The sequence below is a fragment of the Bacillus sp. AY2-1 genome, assembly GCF_008368965.1.
In the GTDB taxonomy this organism is placed as follows: domain Bacteria; phylum Bacillota; class Bacilli; order Bacillales; family Bacillaceae_G; genus Bacillus_A; species Bacillus_A thuringiensis_S.
Genome location: NZ_QPEL01000009.1, coordinates 40,331 through 57,576 on the forward strand (window position 1 = coordinate 40,331; position 17,246 = coordinate 57,576).

Here is a 17,246-nt window from a genome sequence, read left to right on the forward strand (position 1 = left end):
ATTGTTTACTAAAATGAAGAATTATACGTATTGAATTTTTGTAGGCATTTTTGGATCTGTATCGTGAATTTCAAAGGATTCACCCACTCCAAATCCTTTTTCCTCTAGTACTTGTGATACTGACATACGAGCTAGTTCTTTCATGTTATTATCTAAGCTTAAATGGGCTAAATAAATATGCTTTGTCTCATCTGTAATTACATCTGCCATTGCTAATGCAGCATCTTCATTACAAACATGCCCAACGTCGCTTAAAATACGTCGTTTAATGCTCCATGGGTAACGTCCCATACGAAGCATTTCCACATCATGATTACTTTCAAATACGAAAGCATTAGCTCCCTTAATAACGCCCTTCATACGGTCACTTACGTATCCCGTATCTGTAATAAGTGCTAATTTCCTATTATTGTTATGGAAAGCATAAAACATCGGTTCTGCCGCATCATGAGAAACTCCAAATGATTCGACTTCAATATCACCAAATGTTTTCACATCCCCAACTGAGAAAATGAATTTTTGCTCAGTTGGGATATTTCCTATTAAATGTTCCATTGCATTCCATGTTTTCTCATTCGCATAAACGGGTAAATCATATTTACGCGCCAATACACCTAACCCTTTAATATGATCACTATGCTCATGTGTTACAAGAATACCTGATACATCATTTATATTCAGTTCTGCTTGTTTAAATAAAGCCTCTGTCGCTTTACCACTTAAACCTGCATCGACTAGTAATTTTTTTTCATCGGTTCCTACGTATAGCATATTTCCTGTACTTCCACTTGCAAGTACGCTAAAATGCAACCCCATTCTTTCTCACTCCAGTATGTTCATCAACCACTTGATTTTCCTTTTCCCCTAATTCCATAACTTGTCCTTCAATTGCATTCACAAAGAAGTCCTGTTTCTGCTCCGTTTTTAAATTCCACGTTGGAGCAAGTACTTGGTTATTAGAAGTAGATGCGGTAAGAGTGGCATAGCCAATTTGTGCTTCTTTAACATGCGTATTTCCATGAATTTTATTTTTTAAATACAAATTTTCTAAAGCTGTTTGAGCCGTAATAATTTCTTGCTCTTTCGTTTTTTCACCTTCGCCCATTTCTTTTAAATCAGTTAGCATTGTCTGCGTATATGAAACAAGTTCATTTTTTTCATTTAATTCCACAACAATCATCGCCTGATTATTATAGAAAATAGGCTTATCTTTATATTTTTGGAAGAAATAAATTTTAGAGTCTTTCACCGCTCCAAATTCATACTTTTGTCCATCCAATACATAGTTCTTCAAAAATTCATTATACTTATCTTTTGATAATGATTTCGTATTTAAAAAAGGCTCTTTTAGCTTACTTTCTATCTTGTACATATTTTGTATCTGCGCCGTTTGATTTTTCAAAGACTGTATATCATCTTCTTTAAAGGCTTTATTTTCCGCTCTAATAAACGACTCTTTTTTCGGTTCCTTAGGGATATTCCCTATAGTAATTTTGTTTGCCTTTAATTCTTGATCTATCTTTGTTTCTGCAATAAGCTCCAATTGATTACTATCTTGCTTTTGAATGAATTGAAAAATGAGAAAGAGGTCCAAAACAAAAAAGGTCACAATAAATATGGTTTTAATCCGATCCCAATCCATTTAGTCCTCCCTCACTCCACTCATAGATTTTCTGTTTACCTGTTTCACCTTCAACAAGCTTTACATACCAAATTGGTTGTAGTCGAACTACTTGTCCATCTAGTGATAACTTGTATCCAATACCAATATCCTTAATTACTTGTTTCTTTATCTCTGGATTATTTTCTAGAGATGCTATTACAACATGCCCTGACGGAAGAGTAACCTTCTGTTCTATGCCTTTAGTATTTAAAGACAGCAACGGTCTTTCATATTCCATTACTTCTTCTGATCCCCATTTTTGTCTCAATTCAGCTAATCCATCTGTATTGAATACGGAATATCCATCTTCATGTAAGCGAAACACTGTCTCTCCTTTATTCATATAGTCCAAACGATATGAATCCAAACTTCCACTGTGACCACTTACGAATTCAAAGCTTTTTTGTAACAGCATTAAATTATCTATCGTTTTCTCAGTTAAGACAGAAGAGTTTTTATACTTTAGCATGTGACGATCGTCTTCAATTTCCATAGATCTAATACCATCTGTAAATGTTTCTTTCGATATCTCAGTAATTGGACTTAAATAACGAGGATCACTAAACAGAGCATTCTTAAACGTATCCACTGCTAAATTAGATGAGATATATGTTATATTGTTTAACTCTGTCGTTCCATCTGGTAAAAATAACTTTTTCATATCATTGATTTGATAATCAAAATAAGGCTTTGCTGATACTATAAATTGATTTTGGGCATTTACAATATCTTTTAAATACACGCCACTTAATTTTGCCTCATATATTTTAAAGTTATCACCATCAGAAACAAAGTTAATTTTAATTTCTTGATCCTTACTTCTAGAAGGATCAAGAAGAATACGATTAAAATGTTTAGGCTTATCTGTACCTTTCTCTTTCATGTTAAACATGGATTTAACTGCATCAAATGGGATATCGGTAGGGAAAACAAGTTCAATTTTCCCTTCACCATGCACATAGGACAGGAAATCACCCTTAGTGATTGATATCTCTCTAAACTCATGTAGTTCCCCTACTTCCAGAGGCTTATAGATTGATTCTATATCTGCCTCTCTTCTGCTCCCATAATGATTTTTATCTTTATGCACGATGATAGAAGTAGGACGGACAACATCGGCAATTTTAGTTTGATTCGTTCCTTCATTGCCCTGTACAAATTTCGCGTTTTGCATGGATGTAGAATCTGGCACATACGTCCATAGGTTAAAAGTAAGAAATAGGCTAATTACGACTAGGTTAATTAAAACTATTGTTTTAAAGTTTTCCATACTCATTCCCAATCGTCCTCTTCATCTGCTGCCATTGGTAACGTGAAATAAATAGTTGTCCCTTTTCCTTCTTCACTCTTCGCCCAAATAGAGCCACCATGTGCCTCAATCATTTCTTTTGCAATTGCTAATCCAAGTCCCGTACCACCCATTTGTCTTGAACGAGCTTTATCTACGCGATAAAAACGTTCAAAGATTTTATCAACGTTTTCTTTTGGAATACCCATTCCTTGGTCACTTACGCTAATTTCTAATAAATCACCGCGATCACGTAAGCGATATGTTACTGTTCCACCTTCTGGTGAATACTTTAATGCGTTAGAAATAATGTTATACAGCACTTGAGTAATTTTGTCAGTATCCATATCAATAAACCTAGATTTTTTAGAGAAAGATCGTTTGAAACTTACATTTTGCTCTTTAGACATTTCAAAGCGATCAATAACATTATTAAAGAAATCAGTAAAGTCGACCCATTCTTTCATTAAACGGTGCTCTGTACTATCAAGTTTAGATAGCTGTAACAACGCATTTACAAGTCTAATCATTCTTTCTGTTTCTTCTTGTGTAACCGTTAAAAATTGTGGTGCAATATTCGGATCCTGCCACGCTCCATCTGTAAGTGCCTCTAAATAACTGCGCATCGTCGTTAATGGCGTCCTTAATTCATGAGAGACATTCGCCACAAACTCACGGCGTTCCCCTTCTATACGCTCCTGCTCTGTTACATCATATAGTACAGCAATTAAGCCATTGGCCTTCCCTGTTTCTTTTTGAATAACAGAGAAACTAGCACGTAAAATATATGGTTCGTTTCTCGTACTAAAATCTAATAACACAGAATCTGGCTCTTCATATAAATGATCGAGCGTAAATTCTTCCTGTATCCCTAATACCTCTAAAACAGATTGATCGAGCGCTGTTTCACGAGAAACATTTAACATCTTTTCCGCAGGGTCATTTAGTAAAATAATATCCCCTTTTCGGTCAGTAGCAATTACTCCATCTGTCATATGTGATAAAACTGATGATAATTTACGCCTTTCACTTTCTGTAGAAGAACGAGCTTGTTGTAATTTTTTTGATAAATTATTGAAGGATAATGCCAGTTGTCCAATTTCATCATGGCTATGCACTTTTACTTTTCTCGAATAATTTCCTTTTGCCATTTCAATTGCTTGTCTCCGCATATCTGAAATTGGTCTTGTAATTGTTTGAGCCAATAAAATCCCAAGTACGGCCGTTACTAATAAGGCAATTACTGTTCCCGTAGCAAAAATTTGATTTATATCCTTCATTTGTTTATATACATCTTCCATAGATGCAACGATGTATATAACACCAAGCGCATCCTTGCCATTATCATCTAGAATCGGAGTAAGCATAACTTGAACACGATGGCCTGTACTACCATCCTTCTCAATTTTCACTTCTGGCTTTTTTTGTACTAACACTCGCTGAACAGCTATATCAGTTGATGTTCTATTCACCTTATTCTGCTTTGATTCATCTGAAATAGCCAATAACTTTCTATGCGAATCAAATACACTTACCTCTTGTATAACTTTCTTTTGATCAGAGGCAAATTTTCGAATAGAAGTTTTAATGGTTTCATCTGTTGACTCTGTTTCTGCTTTTGTATAACTTTTTTTAAACTCTTGTTTCAAGTTATATGATAATAAGTTTGTTTGCTGCGTTAAAGAATCCCTAAAACCTTGTACTAGGCTCTTCTCTAATTCCCTTACGAAATAAACCCCAATAACTTGCATCGCTATTAATATTAATAGCATATATATAAGCACAAATTTTAAATGAATAGATTGAAAAAAACCAACTTTCTTCATATACTATTCCTGCTCTGGGTCACGCAAGTAATACCCTACTCCACGTCTAGTTACAATTAAAGTAGGATGGCTTGGATTATCTTCAATTTTTTCACGCAAACGACGTACTGTTACGTCTACTGTGCGCACATCTCCAAAATAGTCATAACCCCAAACTGTTTGTAATAAATGTTCGCGTGTCATAACTTGTCCTAAATGTTTCGCTAAATAATGTAGCAACTCAAATTCACGATGTGTAAGCTCGATATTTTCCTCGCGCTTCGTTACACTATATGCATTTGGATTAATAACAATTGGTCCAATAACCATTTCTGTATTTTCTTCTTTTTCTGCAGAACCACCTTGTTGATGACGGCGTAAATTCGCCTTCACACGAGCAAGTAATTCCCTCGTACTAAATGGCTTCGTTACATAATCATCTGCTCCAAGCTCAAGCCCTAATACTTTATCAATCTCAGAGTCCTTTGCTGTAAGCATAATAATCGGCATTTCTGAACTTTTACGTATTTCACGGCAAACCTCTAATCCATCTTTACCCGGTAGCATAATATCTAATAAAACCATATCTGGTTGTTCTTCATTAGCTTTTTCAATCGCTTCATCACCATCATGCGCCATTACTATTTCAAAACCTTCTTTTTCTAGATTAAACTTCAAAATATCTGCAATCGGCTTTTCATCATCAACTACTAAAATTTTCTTTCCCATCATCGTCTATTTCCTCCTTATAAAAATATGGTCAATAATCCCTAAACATATCGATGTTTACATAGTATGTCCTATATGACCGCATCCTTTGTTTAAGTATTTTCTCCTCTATTCTCATAGACTCATGTATGATCCACTTTTACACGGCATCCTATACGATCTATAGAAAAACCTCTAGCTTCAACTGCTAGAGGCTCCTCGTTCTATTTTAAAATAACTACTCAGTTTTGTAAAATTACATAAATAAAAAGGATATTAAGTGGGCCCACTTAATATCCTGAGAGTGGCTCGGGACGGAATCGAACCGCCGACACGAGGATTTTCAGTCCTCTGCTCTACCGACTGAGCTACCGAGCCAAAACTATATATAAAACCACTAATGGTGGTATAAACAAAAGTGGCGGTCCCGACCGGGGTCGAACCGGCGATCTCCTGCGTGACAGGCAGGCATGTTAACCACTACACCACGGGACCAAAAATAAGCATAAAAAAACATGACCCGTACGGGATTCGAACCCCTCCGTGAAAGGCAGGCATGTTAACCACTACACCACGGGACCAAAAATAAGCAAAAAAAAACATGACCCGTACGGGATTCGAACCCGTGTTACCGCCGTGAAAGGGCGGTGTCTTAACCACTTGACCAACGGGCCACGAAAAATAAAATGGTGAGCCATGAAGGATTCGAACCTTCGACCCTCTGATTAAAAGTCAGATGCTCTACCAACTGAGCTAATGGCTCATACTCACCAACGTCATATTTTCGTGACGACAAGATGTATCATAACATGTATTCTGTATTCTTCGCAATACTTTTTTTCATTTTTTTATAAAAGATAAGAAAAAACTCATGCGGACATGAGTTTTTTCTAAAAATATCAATTAAGCTTCGTATACATTACGAACAATATTCGTTTGGTTACGATCTGGTCCAACTGAGAACATAGATAATTGAATTCCTGTTAACTCAGAAACACGTTCTACGTATTTTCTTGCATTTTCAGGAAGCTCGTCTAATGATTTTACACCAGTAATATCTTCTGTCCAACCTGGAAGCTCTTCATATACAGGCTCACATTTCGCTAAAATGTTTAAGTTTGCTGGAACTTCATCGATAACTTCGCCATTGTATTTGTAAGCAACACAAATTTTAAGAGTTGGAATATCTGTTAGAACGTCGATAGAATTTAATGATAGATCCGTTAAACCACTAACACGACGCGCATGTCTTACAACAACGCTATCGAACCAACCTACGCGGCGCGGACGACCAGTTGTTGTTCCGTACTCACGACCAACTTCACGAATTTGATGACCAATTTCATCATTAAGTTCAGTAGGGAATGGACCGTCACCAACACGGCTTGTATATGCTTTACATACACCTACAACGCGAGTAACTTTCGCAGGGCCAACTCCAGTTCCAACTGTTACACCACCCGCAATCGGGTTAGAAGATGTAACGAACGGGTACGTACCGTGGTCAATATCAAGCATAACACCTTGTGCACCTTCAAATAATACACGGTGATTGTTATCTAGTGCATCATTTAATACAACAGATGTGTCGCATACATATTGTGCGATTTGTTGTCCATATTCGAAGTACTCTTCAAAGATTTCCTCTACGCTGAAACCTTCTGTATCGTACATTTTTTCAAACAAACGATTTTTCTCTACTAAATTGCGCTCAAGCTTCTCTTTAAATGCTTCACGGTCTAAAAGATCAGCCATACGGATACCAATACGAGCAGCTTTATCCATATATGCAGGACCGATACCTTTTTTCGTTGTACCGATTTTGTTATCACCTTTACTAGCCTCTTCTAACTCATCTTGTTTTAAGTGATAAGGTAAAATAACGTGTGCACGGTTACTTACACGTAAATTATCAGTACTTACACCACGGTCGTGTAAGTATTTTAACTCTTCAAGTAATGCTTTCGGATCTACTACTAAGCCATTTCCGATTACACAAATTTTCTCTTTATAGAAAATACCAGATGGAATTAAGTGTAACTTATATTTAACTCCGCCGAAAACAATTGTATGTCCCGCGTTATTTCCACCTTGATATCTTGCAACTACTTCCGCATGCTCAGAAAGAAAATCAGTGATTTTACCTTTTCCTTCGTCGCCCCATTGTGTTCCTACAACTACTACTGAAGACATTATTAAAGCACCTCCGCAATTTTCAAACGATCTATTCAAACAATATAATTGTACCAAAACCGAAAAAGAAGTCAACCAAAAAGCGAACATTTTTTTATTAAAAATCATTTTCGTTCGTAAGAATTATATTTTCACCTTATGAAAGCCTTATCTTTATCCCATAAAAAAAGAAACACATCTTATTATAAGAAATGTGTTTCTTTTTTATACTGCCTTTATGCCCCATCCTCAAAGCGTCGTTCTAAATTAACGAATTTATTAAATTCTTTAACAAACGCAAGCTCTACTGAACCTACCGGACCATTACGTTGTTTTGCAATGATAATTTCAATCGTATTTTTATTTTCCGTTTCACGGTCATAGTAATCTTCACGATATAGGAAAGCTACAATATCAGCATCCTGCTCAATACTACCAGATTCACGAATATCAGACATCATCGGGCGTTTATCCTGACGAGATTCTACACCACGAGATAACTGTGATAAGGCAATAACAGGCACTTGCAATTCACGCGCAATCCCTTTTAAAGTACGAGAAATCTCAGATACCTCCTGCTGACGGTTCTCACCTGATTTCCCACTTCCTTGAATAAGCTGTAAGTAGTCAATTAAAACCATACCAAGACCTTGTTCTTGCTTTAGTCTACGACATTTCGCTCGAATCTCATTTACCTTAATTCCTGGTGTATCATCAATATATATACCGGCATTTGAAAGACTACCCATCGCCATTGTTAATTTCGCCCAATCATCAGAAGTTAATGACCCGGTACGAAGTCTTTGCGCATCGATATTTCCTTCTGCACAAAGCATACGCATAACAAGCTGATCGGAGCCCATCTCCAAACTAAAAATCGCTACATTTTCATCCGTTTTCGTCGCTACGTTTTGTGCAATATTTAATGAAAATGCAGTTTTCCCTACTGACGGACGTGCTGCTACGATGATTAAATCATTTCGCTGGAAACCTGCCGTCATCTTATCTAATTCAGTAAATCCAGTTGGTATCCCAGTAACTTCACCTTTTTGATTATGCAAAAGTTCAATTTTATCATAAGCATCTACAAGAACATCTTTAATATTTTGAAATGCTTTTGCATTCGTTTGATGGGATACTTCTAATATTTTTTTCTCGGCCTCATTTAAAAGGCCGTCTACGTCATCTTCTCTCTCGTATCCATCCGACACAATATGAGTCGCTGTTCGAATTAAACGACGTAAAAGTGCCTTTTCAGCGATGATACGTGCATAATATTCAACGTTAGCAGCTGTTGGAACAACTTCTGCTAACTCTGCTAGATAAGACACTCCACCAACTTCTTCTAGTAATCCTTGATCAGCCATCGCTGATGTCATTATTACTAAATCGATCGGTTCTCCTTTGTCAGATAACCCAAGCATTACCTCAAAAATCTTTTGATGTTTCGTTCGATAGAATGAGTCAGGTACCAATAACTCTGATGCTGATGTTAACGCATCTTGATCAATTAATATGGCCCCTAAAACCGCCTGCTCGGCTTCTATATTATGCGGAGGGGTACGATCAGCAAGTACATCACTCATACGCAATCCTCCTTGCTTAATTTATTTTTATTGTTCACTAACATGAACTTTTACTGTCGCTGTTACTTGCGGATGCAATTTCACTGTTACATTTGTGTAGCCTAATGCACGGATTGCATCATCCATTTCAAATTTACGTTTATCAAGTTTAATTTTATGTGATTTTTGCATCGCATCTACGATTTGTTTGCTCGTAATAGAACCGAATAAACGGCCACCTTCTCCAGATTTCGCTTTTACTTCTACAGTTAATTTCTCTAATGTTTCTTTCAGCTCTTTTGCATTCTCAACTTCTGCCGCTGCATCTTTTTCTTCTTTACGCTTTTGAGCTTCTAAAGTTTTCATACTGCTATTTGTTGCTTCAGCAGCCAATCCCTGTTTTAGTAAGAAGTTATTTGCATAGCCATCTGGTACGTTTTTTACTTCTCCTTTTTTACCTTTACCTTTTACGTCTTTTAGAAAAATTACTTTCATGATTGTGTGCCTCCCTGTAAATAGTCATCAATAACAAATCGAAGCTTCTCCTCGGCTTCATCTACTGTAACATTTTTCATTTGTGTGGCTGCATTCGTCAAATGCCCGCCACCACCTAAGTTTTCCATAATTAGCTGCACATTCACTTCACCTAAAGACCTGCTGCTAATTCCAATGAGATTCTCGCCACGTTTCGCAACAACAAATGATGCAATAATTCCTGTCATTGTTAATAACGTGTCAGCTGATTGCGCAATAAGCACTTGATCGTAGTAATCATCACTATCAACTTTAGCAATCGCAATTCCATTTTTATAAATGTACGCATTTTTTATAGCTTTTGCAACCCGTAAATACTGATCCATATCTTCCTTTAAAAGTTCTTGTACAAGTACAGTATCTGCACCATGTGAGCGTAAATAGGAAGCAGCATCAAACGTACGAGCCCCCGTCCGGAATGTGAAACTTTTCGTGTCGACAATAATCCCCGCTAACAATGCCGTTGCTTCTAACATTGTCATCTTTAAATTTTTCGGTTGATACTCAAGCAATTCTGTAACCAGTTCTGCCGTTGAAGAAGCATATGGTTCCATATAAACTAGCAATGGATCTTCAATAAAATCTTCTCCACGGCGATGATGATCGATAACTACTACATTTTCAATTTTATGTAACAATTTTTGTTCCATCACCATAGAAGGTTTATGTGTATCAACAACAACAAGTAATGACTCATCATTCGCAAATTCCATCGCTTGCTCTGGAGTAATAAAGTGAGACCATAATTCCTCATTTTGTTTCACTTTGTCCATCAAGCGTTTAATTCCCTTATCAGAATCATTTTCATCTAATACAATATATCCTTTACGCTCGTTTAATTGAGCCACTTTTAAAATACCAATCGCAGCACCAATTGCGTCCATATCAGGAGCCCTATGCCCCATGATAATGACATTACTACTTTCTAATACTAAATCCTTTAACGCATGCGAAATGACCCTAGCACGTACACGGGTACGCTTTTCAACCGGATTTGTCTTGCCTCCATAGAACTTAACTTTACCTGTCGCTTGTTTAATAGCTACTTGATCTCCCCCGCGTCCAAGCGCAAGGTCTAAACCAGATTGAGCCATTGCCCCAAGCTCTGACAAAGGTAAATCACCTGATCCGACACCTACACTTAATGTAAGTGGTATATTCCTTTTAGATGTTTCTTCACGCACCTGATCTAAAATACTAAATTTCCCTTTCTCCATTTGCGTCAGAATACTTTCATTTAGCACAACGAAGAATCTTTCTGAAGATGCACGTTTTAAATACGCACCATACTTAAGTGCCCATTCATTTAGTCGCGATGTCACAAGACTTGTTATATTCGTACGTAATTGATCATCTAATCCTTGTGTAACTTCATCATAATTATCCAAATAAATTACAGCTAAAACAGTACGTTGATCCTCATACATCTTTTCGATTTCTGTTTGTTCCGTTACATCAAAGAAATAAATTAACTTTTCTTCTTTCCTTACAAAAACGCGAAACTTTCGATTATTTAAAGAGACTATATCATCAGAAGTTTCTCCTTTAATGAAAAGAAGTAATGTTTCTGATACATCGTAAAGGTGCCATCCAGCCAATGCATGCTGTCCCAGACATGAAGATAAATAAGGATTTGCCCAATCAATCCCATAATCCTTATTGTATAACAAAATACCAATCGGCATTTGGTTAAATGCTTCATTACTTACTTTCTTTACTCTTGTAATCATATCTGTAGTATGCTTTTCGAAATTCCTTTGAAAATTAAGTTCAAATCGTATAACGATAAAAAATACGATACAAAAAATGACAAAAGCAGCTATTCCCATAATTAAATGAAAATAACAGAGAATTGAAATGAGCACAAACACAAAAAATGCCAATACATAAACAGGATATAAAAACCACTGTTTCTTATCAAATTCAGGCATGTATACAACTCCTATAAAGTAAAACTAACTCACCTTCCAGTTAGTTAAACAGATTAAAATAGTATAAGGAATATTGTTTTATCCCCCTATTTTAGAACGCAATGAAATCCCTAAGTCAATTATACCTAAGATTGTCACAAGAGGAAACAGCATCGGAATAAACATGCATGCAATAAAACTAATAATAGGAATCCCTTTAGTAAAACCTTTTCTATACGCTAAAAAGGCAATAAATGTCAGACCTTGCAGTACAAGCAATAGTGTAAATATGACATTTAGGTTAGAAAATACCATATGTAAATATGATGTTGGTTCTACTTTTATAAAAGTTGCTAACAAAATAAATATAACGTAATACCAAACAATACTCTTTGGTAATTGTATATCTTTAAATTTAGGCCAAGGTATAATGTCATGTTTTAACTTTTTCAAAACACTACCTGATATTATCACTGTAATCCAAGAAAAACATACTGAAACTAGAACAAGTATACTTGGAAATAACGATTGTAATATATCATTCATTTGTGTAAGTAACTCTTTTTGTTCCTTACTAATCGGCATACCTGTAGCACTTACTATCTTTTCACTTTGCACCATACTTTCACTAAACATACTTTGCATTTGCTTCATTATATCTATGTTGAAAAACTTTATACTCGCAACATAAATAAGTACAAAACCAATTAAGTATGCAAGCGTCCCCGCTATTAAGATTTCTACTGACTTTTTTCTTGTTTTATACATATATCCTAAAACAATCCCTATCAATCCAAACATAATTGTCTTCACTAAATTCATGGGTTGACTCACAATAATAGTAACAAAAAGTGATGCTACAAAAATCATGAGCACATTAGATAGTTTATGTCTTATCGTTAATAGTATAAATGGTAACGGCAACGCAAAAGTTACAACAGTACCCAAAATCGGAACATACATAGATATAAGCAATAAAATTGCATATATAGCTAATAACGCTGCACCTTCTGTAATAAACTTTGTTTGTTTCACATTTTAACCTCTCTTTCAAAAAAGAAAAGCATAGCAAAATGCACAGTAGAGTCGGACTCTACTGTGCATTTCATACGCTATTATTCACCAACATATGGTAAAAGTGCCATTTGACGAGCACGTTTAATTGCAACTGTAAGTTTGCGTTGGTATTTTGCGCTTGTCCCTGTTACACGACGAGGTAAAATTTTACCACGCTCAGAAACGAAACGTTTTAATAAATCAACATCTTTATAGTCAATGCGAGTGATGCCGTTAGCTGTGAAGAAACACACCTTACGACGTTTCGCACGTCCACCTTTGCGTCCTGCCATGTCTATTTCCCTCCATTCTTTGTTAAAACTAACAAATTTACTGTATTAGAACGGTAAATCGTCGTCGGAAATGTCGATCGGTTGACCTACATTTGAAAATGGATCGTCATTCTTCGTAAATCCAGAGTTCCCTTGATTACCTTGGTTACCTGAATTACTAGATTGACCAAATGGGTTAGAGCTTTGGTTACCGAAACCAGCTCCTGATGGTTGCTGATTGAATGAACCACGTTGCTCCCCACCGCCATTACGCGGCTCTAAAAATTGTACGCTTTCCGCAAGAACTTCTGTTACATACACACGTTTACCGTCTTGTCCATCGTAATTACGAGTTTGAAGACGTCCATCTACGCCTGCTAAGCTTCCTTTTTTCAAATAATTTGCTACGTTTTCTGCTTGTTTACGCCATATTACACAATTAATAAAGTCAGCTTCACGCTCACCTTGTTGATTCGCAAATGCGCGATTCACAGCTAACGTAAAAGTAGCTACTGCAACACCATTGGGCGTGTAACGTAAGTCAGGGTCCTTAGTTAAACGACCAACGAGGATAACACGATTCATCAATCGAACCACTCTCCCTTATATATCAATTATTTTTCTTCTTCTTTAACAACGATATGACGAAGGATATCTTCGTTGATCTTAGCTAAACGGTCGAATTCGTTAATCGCTTCTGCGTTAGAGTTCACGTTTAAGATCATGTAGAAACCTTCACGTAAGTCGTTGATTTCGTAAGCTAAACGACGCTTACCCCACTCTTTCGTGTTAATGATTTCTGCACCATTGTTTGTTAAAACACCTGCAAAACGTTCAACTAAAGCTTTTTGAGCTTCTTCTTCAACGCCAGGACGAATGATGTACATAATTTCGTACTTTCTCATTACACTTTCACCTCCTTTTGGTCTAAACGGCCCATAATGGGCAAGGAGCAATTAATTTATAGTAATTACTCACGAGTTTAGATTATATCATAGTAAGTTATATGAATCAACTCACCAATACATAAAAAACTTGGCAAACATATAATATATTTGCCAAGCTCATATCTTTATTTTTCCTAGGAAATATTAAATTAAACGTTAAAACGGAAGTGCATAACATCTCCATCTTTTACGATATACTCTTTTCCTTCTAAACGTACTTTTCCAGCTTCTTTTGCAGCTGTCATAGAACCGTTTGTCATTAAGTCATCGTAAGAAACTGTTTCTGCACGAATAAATCCACGCTCAAAGTCTGTATGAATAACACCAGCACATTGTGGTGCCTTCATACCTTGTTTAAATGTCCAAGCACGTACTTCTTGAACGCCAGCTGTAAAGTAAGTAGCAAGTCCTAATAGGTCATATGCTGCACGAATTAATTGATCTAAACCAGACTCTTCAATACCTAGTTCTTCAAGGAATACTTTTTTCTCTTCCTCGTCTAATTCAGCGATTTCTGATTCGATTTTTGCACATACAACGATTACTTGAGAATTTTCATTTTCTGCAAATTCTTTTACCATTTGTACGTATTTATTTTCCGAAGGATCGATAATATCGTCTTCACTTACGTTCGCTACGTATAACATTTCTTTTGTTGTAAGTAAATGAAGGCCTTTAACAATCTTCATCTGCTCTTCTGTAAATTCAACAGTACGAGCCGGTTTCCCCTCTTCAAAAGCCTCTTTTAAACGAACTAAAATTTCATGCTCATATACAGCTTCTTTATCTTTTTGTCTTGCTAATTTCGCAACACGCTCGATACGCTTATCAACAGACTCTAAGTCCGCTAAAATTAGCTCTAAGTTGATTGTTTCGATATCATCAATTGGATCTACTTTCCCTGAAACGTGCGTAATATTTTCGTCTTCAAAACAACGAACAACTTGGCAAATTGCATCTACTTGACGAATGTGAGATAAGAATTTATTTCCTAAACCTTCACCTTTACTAGCACCTTTTACGATACCTGCAATATCAGTAAACTCAAATACAGTCGGAACAGTCTTTTTCGGTTCTACTAATTCCGTTAATTTATTTAAACGCTCATCTGGTACTTCTACAATCCCTACGTTTGGATCAATTGTACAGAATGGATAGTTCGCAGATTCTGCTCCTGCTTGTGTAATTGCATTAAATAAAGTGGACTTCCCTACGTTAGGTAATCCAACAATCCCAGCCGTTAATCCCATATTTTTCACTCCTATGTCTCAATCTTTCATCATTATAGATAGTAACGAAAAAAATGACAAGTTTCCGCCAAACGAAAAAAAGTAACAGTTACCTACTGTAACTGTTACTCTCTCTCTATTCTTCGTGCTTCACAAGTATTTTTTTCACCTTACGATCAAACTCTCTTCGAGTAATCATTACTGAATGGTCACATCCCTCGCACTTAATGCGGATATCCATTCCCATACGAATAATTTTCCAACGATTCTCGCCACATGGATGTGCTTTCTTCATTTCCACAACATCGTACAAGTTATATTCCTTTTGCTCCACTCTTCAAACTCCTCCTCTCCATACTAAATTGCTTTTCCACTAACCAATTCTTCACGATTATATAAAACCATACGTGGATATGGAATTTCAATTCCATGTAAATCAAGACGATTTTTAATCTCTTTACGAAGTGCCCTTGCAATAACTGCATGTTGCATCGGCTCTACTTCAGCAATAACGCGTAATATAACTTCTGATGCAGCTAACGTTTGCACACCTAATAATTGAGGTGTTGTTACCATTTTTTCGTACTTTGAAGGTAACTCTACTAATAAATCTTCAATAACCTGCTCTGCTTTCGCAATATCAGCCTCATATGAAATAGATACATCAACAAATGCTACACTATTACTAACTGAGTAGTTAGTAACTTGAATAATACTTCCGTTTGGTAAAGTATGAATTTCACCTGTCCAACTCTTTACTTTCGTTGTACGAAGTCCAATTTCTAAAACGACTCCTTCAAATTGACCGATTTTAACATAATCGCCAACTGAAAACTGATCTTCTAGCAAAATAAATAAACCTGTAATAACGTCCTTCACTAAACTTTGAGCACCAAATCCGACTGCTAAACCAATTACCCCGGCACCCGCTAATAAACCTGATGCATTAATATCAAACACACCTAAAATCGCAATCAGCATAATAAACATAACAACGTACGCTACAATATTTTCAAGTAATTTCGCTACTGTAACTGTACGACGTTCTGAAATTTGAATTGGAGAACGACTCCCCATACGAAACGCATTTCGTACAACCGCTCTTGCAATTCGCACAACAACTGCACCGATTATTAAAATAATACATATTTTTAATGTCGCAACTCCAATATGAGCCCAACGATCAGCATCTAATAAATACTGTTTCGTAGAATTAAACCACTTCGTTAATAAATCCATGTACCTCTACCTCTCTAGCTAAAATTTCTTTTTAGTTATCCTTATTATTGTATCAGAAGTCCTCTAATTGCTGAAAAAATTTTATGATTTTAATCCTATTTTACCCCCGCCATTCAGGTATAAAATGGAACGAATATATATATACTAGTACTATTATTTCCGTTTTCATTCACATTTTGCAAAAATTACGCACTTATAGATTTCCATTTTTCTCACCATATAACATATATTGAAAATTTATTAAAAGGATGGGTGCTTCATGAATATTGGAAGTTTTCGCTTACCATTTTTTGAGAAAGAAACTCAAAACGTTATGCACCAGGATCTAGAAGCCTCTGAGATAATCAGTAATTTCTTACTTACCCACATTCCTATTAAAACTAATATACCACTCATTCTCGTTTGTATCGGAACAGATCGTTCTACAGGTGACGCACTCGGCCCGTTAGTTGGTACAAAACTTGAACAAATAGACATCAAAAACCTCCAAGTATTCGGTACACTAGATGAGCCAGTACATGCGCTAAATTTAGAAGAAAAAATTCAAAATATACAGAAAGAATATCCTGCTGCATTTATAATTGCTGTTGATGCATGTTTAGGAAAGTCTCAAAATATCGGGTCAATCACTACTGGAAAGGGCCCTAGTAAGCCTGGAGCTGCTATGAATAAGAAATTACCTGCAGTTGGTGATCTGCATATACACGGTATCGTCAATCTAAATGGGTTTATGGAGTTTTTCGTTCTTCAAAATACAAGATTAAGTTTAGTTATGAAAATGGCCGATGTAATCGCACAAAGTATAAAAGAGACGGATCAAAAATTATCCGCACTAAAAAAAGCAAACCATCTATAAAT

17 protein-coding genes and 4 tRNA genes are annotated in these 17,246 nt (G+C 36.1%); 1 reads left to right on the forward strand and 20 read right to left on the reverse strand.

Annotated features, from left to right (window positions below; all coding sequences use genetic code 11):
• Positions 1–21: 21 nt before the first annotated feature.
• The 20 genes from DN403_RS01155 to DN403_RS01250 all read right to left on the reverse strand — a co-directional run bounded on the left by DN403_RS01155 (position 22) and on the right by DN403_RS01250 (position 16,388).
• Positions 22–816: an MBL fold metallo-hydrolase gene (locus DN403_RS01155; RefSeq protein WP_000522837.1), complete on the reverse strand. Its 795-nt coding sequence runs from the start codon at positions 814–816 to the stop codon at positions 22–24.
• Positions 800–1,642 (reverse strand): two-component system regulatory protein YycI, encoded by an 843-nt coding sequence (locus DN403_RS01160; RefSeq protein ID WP_016078234.1) that lies wholly within the window; start codon positions 1,640–1,642, stop codon positions 800–802. The genes DN403_RS01155 and DN403_RS01160 overlap by 17 nt, the downstream gene beginning before the upstream one ends.
• Positions 1,623–2,939, reverse strand: coding sequence for a YycH family regulatory protein (locus tag DN403_RS01165; protein WP_000061567.1), 1,317 nt, complete (start codon positions 2,937–2,939; stop codon positions 1,623–1,625). Before DN403_RS01165 ends, DN403_RS01160 begins: the two co-directional genes overlap by 20 nt.
• The gene (gene walK / locus DN403_RS01170; RefSeq protein WP_000755366.1) at positions 2,936–4,777 is read right to left on the reverse strand and encodes a cell wall metabolism sensor histidine kinase WalK; all 1,842 of its coding nucleotides are present in this window, start codon (positions 4,775–4,777) and stop codon (positions 2,936–2,938) included. Before walK ends, DN403_RS01165 begins: the two co-directional genes overlap by 4 nt.
• Before the next feature lie 3 nt (positions 4,778–4,780).
• Positions 4,781–5,488 (reverse strand): cell wall metabolism DNA-binding response regulator WalR, encoded by a 708-nt coding sequence (gene walR, locus DN403_RS01175; protein ID WP_000971869.1) that lies wholly within the window; start codon positions 5,486–5,488, stop codon positions 4,781–4,783.
• A 281-nt stretch (positions 5,489–5,769) separates the two neighbouring features.
• Positions 5,770–5,842: transfer RNA gene (locus tag DN403_RS01180), tRNA-Phe, on the reverse strand.
• A gap of 41 nt (positions 5,843–5,883) precedes the next feature.
• A tRNA-Asp gene (locus tag DN403_RS01185) sits at positions 5,884–5,959 on the reverse strand.
• A gap of 107 nt (positions 5,960–6,066) precedes the next feature.
• A tRNA-Glu gene (locus tag DN403_RS01190) sits at positions 6,067–6,138 on the reverse strand.
• A gap of 13 nt (positions 6,139–6,151) precedes the next feature.
• Positions 6,152–6,227 (reverse strand) — tRNA-Lys (locus DN403_RS01195).
• A gap of 140 nt (positions 6,228–6,367) precedes the next feature.
• Positions 6,368–7,657 (reverse strand): adenylosuccinate synthase, encoded by a 1,290-nt coding sequence (locus DN403_RS01200; RefSeq protein WP_000100230.1) that lies wholly within the window; start codon positions 7,655–7,657, stop codon positions 6,368–6,370.
• A 215-nt stretch (positions 7,658–7,872) separates the two neighbouring features.
• On the reverse strand, positions 7,873–9,222 hold the full coding sequence (gene dnaB, locus DN403_RS01205; protein WP_001286147.1) for a replicative DNA helicase: 1,350 nt from the start codon (positions 9,220–9,222) through the stop codon (positions 7,873–7,875).
• Between the two features lie 27 nt (positions 9,223–9,249).
• The gene (gene rplI, locus DN403_RS01210; RefSeq protein WP_000864237.1) at positions 9,250–9,696 is read right to left on the reverse strand and encodes a 50S ribosomal protein L9; all 447 of its coding nucleotides are present in this window, start codon (positions 9,694–9,696) and stop codon (positions 9,250–9,252) included.
• Positions 9,693–11,666, reverse strand: coding sequence for a DHH family phosphoesterase (locus DN403_RS01215; protein ID WP_001113785.1), 1,974 nt, complete (start codon positions 11,664–11,666; stop codon positions 9,693–9,695). The genes rplI and DN403_RS01215 overlap by 4 nt, the downstream gene beginning before the upstream one ends.
• A gap of 78 nt (positions 11,667–11,744) precedes the next feature.
• Positions 11,745–12,680: a YybS family protein gene (locus DN403_RS01220; RefSeq protein WP_000814842.1), complete on the reverse strand. Its 936-nt coding sequence runs from the start codon at positions 12,678–12,680 to the stop codon at positions 11,745–11,747.
• Positions 12,681–12,760: 80 nt separating this feature from the next.
• Positions 12,761–12,994, reverse strand: coding sequence for a 30S ribosomal protein S18 (rpsR, locus tag DN403_RS01225; protein WP_000918873.1), 234 nt, complete (start codon positions 12,992–12,994; stop codon positions 12,761–12,763).
• A gap of 45 nt (positions 12,995–13,039) precedes the next feature.
• Positions 13,040–13,561, reverse strand: coding sequence for a single-stranded DNA-binding protein (gene ssb / locus DN403_RS01230; protein WP_000981963.1), 522 nt, complete (start codon positions 13,559–13,561; stop codon positions 13,040–13,042).
• Between the two features lie 26 nt (positions 13,562–13,587).
• Positions 13,588–13,878, reverse strand: a complete 291-nt coding sequence (gene rpsF, locus DN403_RS01235; RefSeq protein WP_001233781.1) for a 30S ribosomal protein S6 — start codon at positions 13,876–13,878, stop codon at positions 13,588–13,590.
• 191 nt (positions 13,879–14,069) lie between these two features.
• Complete coding sequence (gene ychF, locus DN403_RS01240) at positions 14,070–15,170, reverse strand: redox-regulated ATPase YchF (protein WP_000524658.1); 1,101 nt, start codon at positions 15,168–15,170, stop codon at positions 14,070–14,072.
• A 115-nt stretch (positions 15,171–15,285) separates the two neighbouring features.
• Positions 15,286–15,483: a DUF951 domain-containing protein gene (locus DN403_RS01245; RefSeq protein WP_000435486.1), complete on the reverse strand. Its 198-nt coding sequence runs from the start codon at positions 15,481–15,483 to the stop codon at positions 15,286–15,288.
• A 23-nt stretch (positions 15,484–15,506) separates the two neighbouring features.
• The gene (locus tag DN403_RS01250) at positions 15,507–16,388 is read right to left on the reverse strand and encodes a mechanosensitive ion channel family protein (protein ID WP_000365111.1); all 882 of its coding nucleotides are present in this window, start codon (positions 16,386–16,388) and stop codon (positions 15,507–15,509) included.
• 259 nt (positions 16,389–16,647) lie between these two features.
• On the opposite strand from DN403_RS01250, the gene yyaC reads away from it, so the two are divergent.
• Positions 16,648–17,244 (forward strand): spore protease YyaC, encoded by a 597-nt coding sequence (yyaC, locus tag DN403_RS01255; protein WP_001020711.1) that lies wholly within the window; start codon positions 16,648–16,650, stop codon positions 17,242–17,244.
• Positions 17,245–17,246 lie beyond the last annotated feature (2 nt).

What these genes read in the sequence shown, in the direction of transcription:
- DN403_RS01155 (WP_000522837.1), bottom strand. Translation starts at nt 816, where the DNA reads ATGGGGTTGCATTTTAGCGTACTTGCAAGTGGAAGTACAGGAAATATG.
- DN403_RS01160 (WP_016078234.1), bottom strand. Translation starts at nt 1,642, where the DNA reads ATGGATTGGGATCGGATTAAAACCATATTTATTGTGACCTTTTTTGTT.
- DN403_RS01165 (WP_000061567.1), bottom strand. Translation starts at nt 2,939, where the DNA reads ATGAGTATGGAAAACTTTAAAACAATAGTTTTAATTAACCTAGTCGTA.
- walK (WP_000755366.1), bottom strand. Translation starts at nt 4,777, where the DNA reads ATGAAGAAAGTTGGTTTTTTTCAATCTATTCATTTAAAATTTGTGCTT.
- walR (WP_000971869.1), bottom strand. Translation starts at nt 5,488, where the DNA reads ATGATGGGAAAGAAAATTTTAGTAGTTGATGATGAAAAGCCGATTGCA.
- DN403_RS01200 (WP_000100230.1), bottom strand. Translation starts at nt 7,657, where the DNA reads ATGTCTTCAGTAGTAGTTGTAGGAACACAATGGGGCGACGAAGGAAAA.
- dnaB (WP_001286147.1), bottom strand. Translation starts at nt 9,222, where the DNA reads ATGAGTGATGTACTTGCTGATCGTACCCCTCCGCATAATATAGAAGCC.
- rplI (WP_000864237.1), bottom strand. Translation starts at nt 9,696, where the DNA reads ATGAAAGTAATTTTTCTAAAAGACGTAAAAGGTAAAGGTAAAAAAGGA.
- DN403_RS01215 (WP_001113785.1), bottom strand. Translation starts at nt 11,666, where the DNA reads ATGCCTGAATTTGATAAGAAACAGTGGTTTTTATATCCTGTTTATGTA.
- rpsR (WP_000918873.1), bottom strand. Translation starts at nt 12,994, where the DNA reads ATGGCAGGACGCAAAGGTGGACGTGCGAAACGTCGTAAGGTGTGTTTC.
- rpsF (WP_001233781.1), bottom strand. Translation starts at nt 13,878, where the DNA reads ATGAGAAAGTACGAAATTATGTACATCATTCGTCCTGGCGTTGAAGAA.
- ychF (WP_000524658.1), bottom strand. Translation starts at nt 15,170, where the DNA reads ATGGGATTAACGGCTGGGATTGTTGGATTACCTAACGTAGGGAAGTCC.
- DN403_RS01250 (WP_000365111.1), bottom strand. Translation starts at nt 16,388, where the DNA reads ATGGATTTATTAACGAAGTGGTTTAATTCTACGAAACAGTATTTATTA.
- yyaC (WP_001020711.1), top strand. Translation starts at nt 16,648, where the DNA reads ATGAATATTGGAAGTTTTCGCTTACCATTTTTTGAGAAAGAAACTCAA.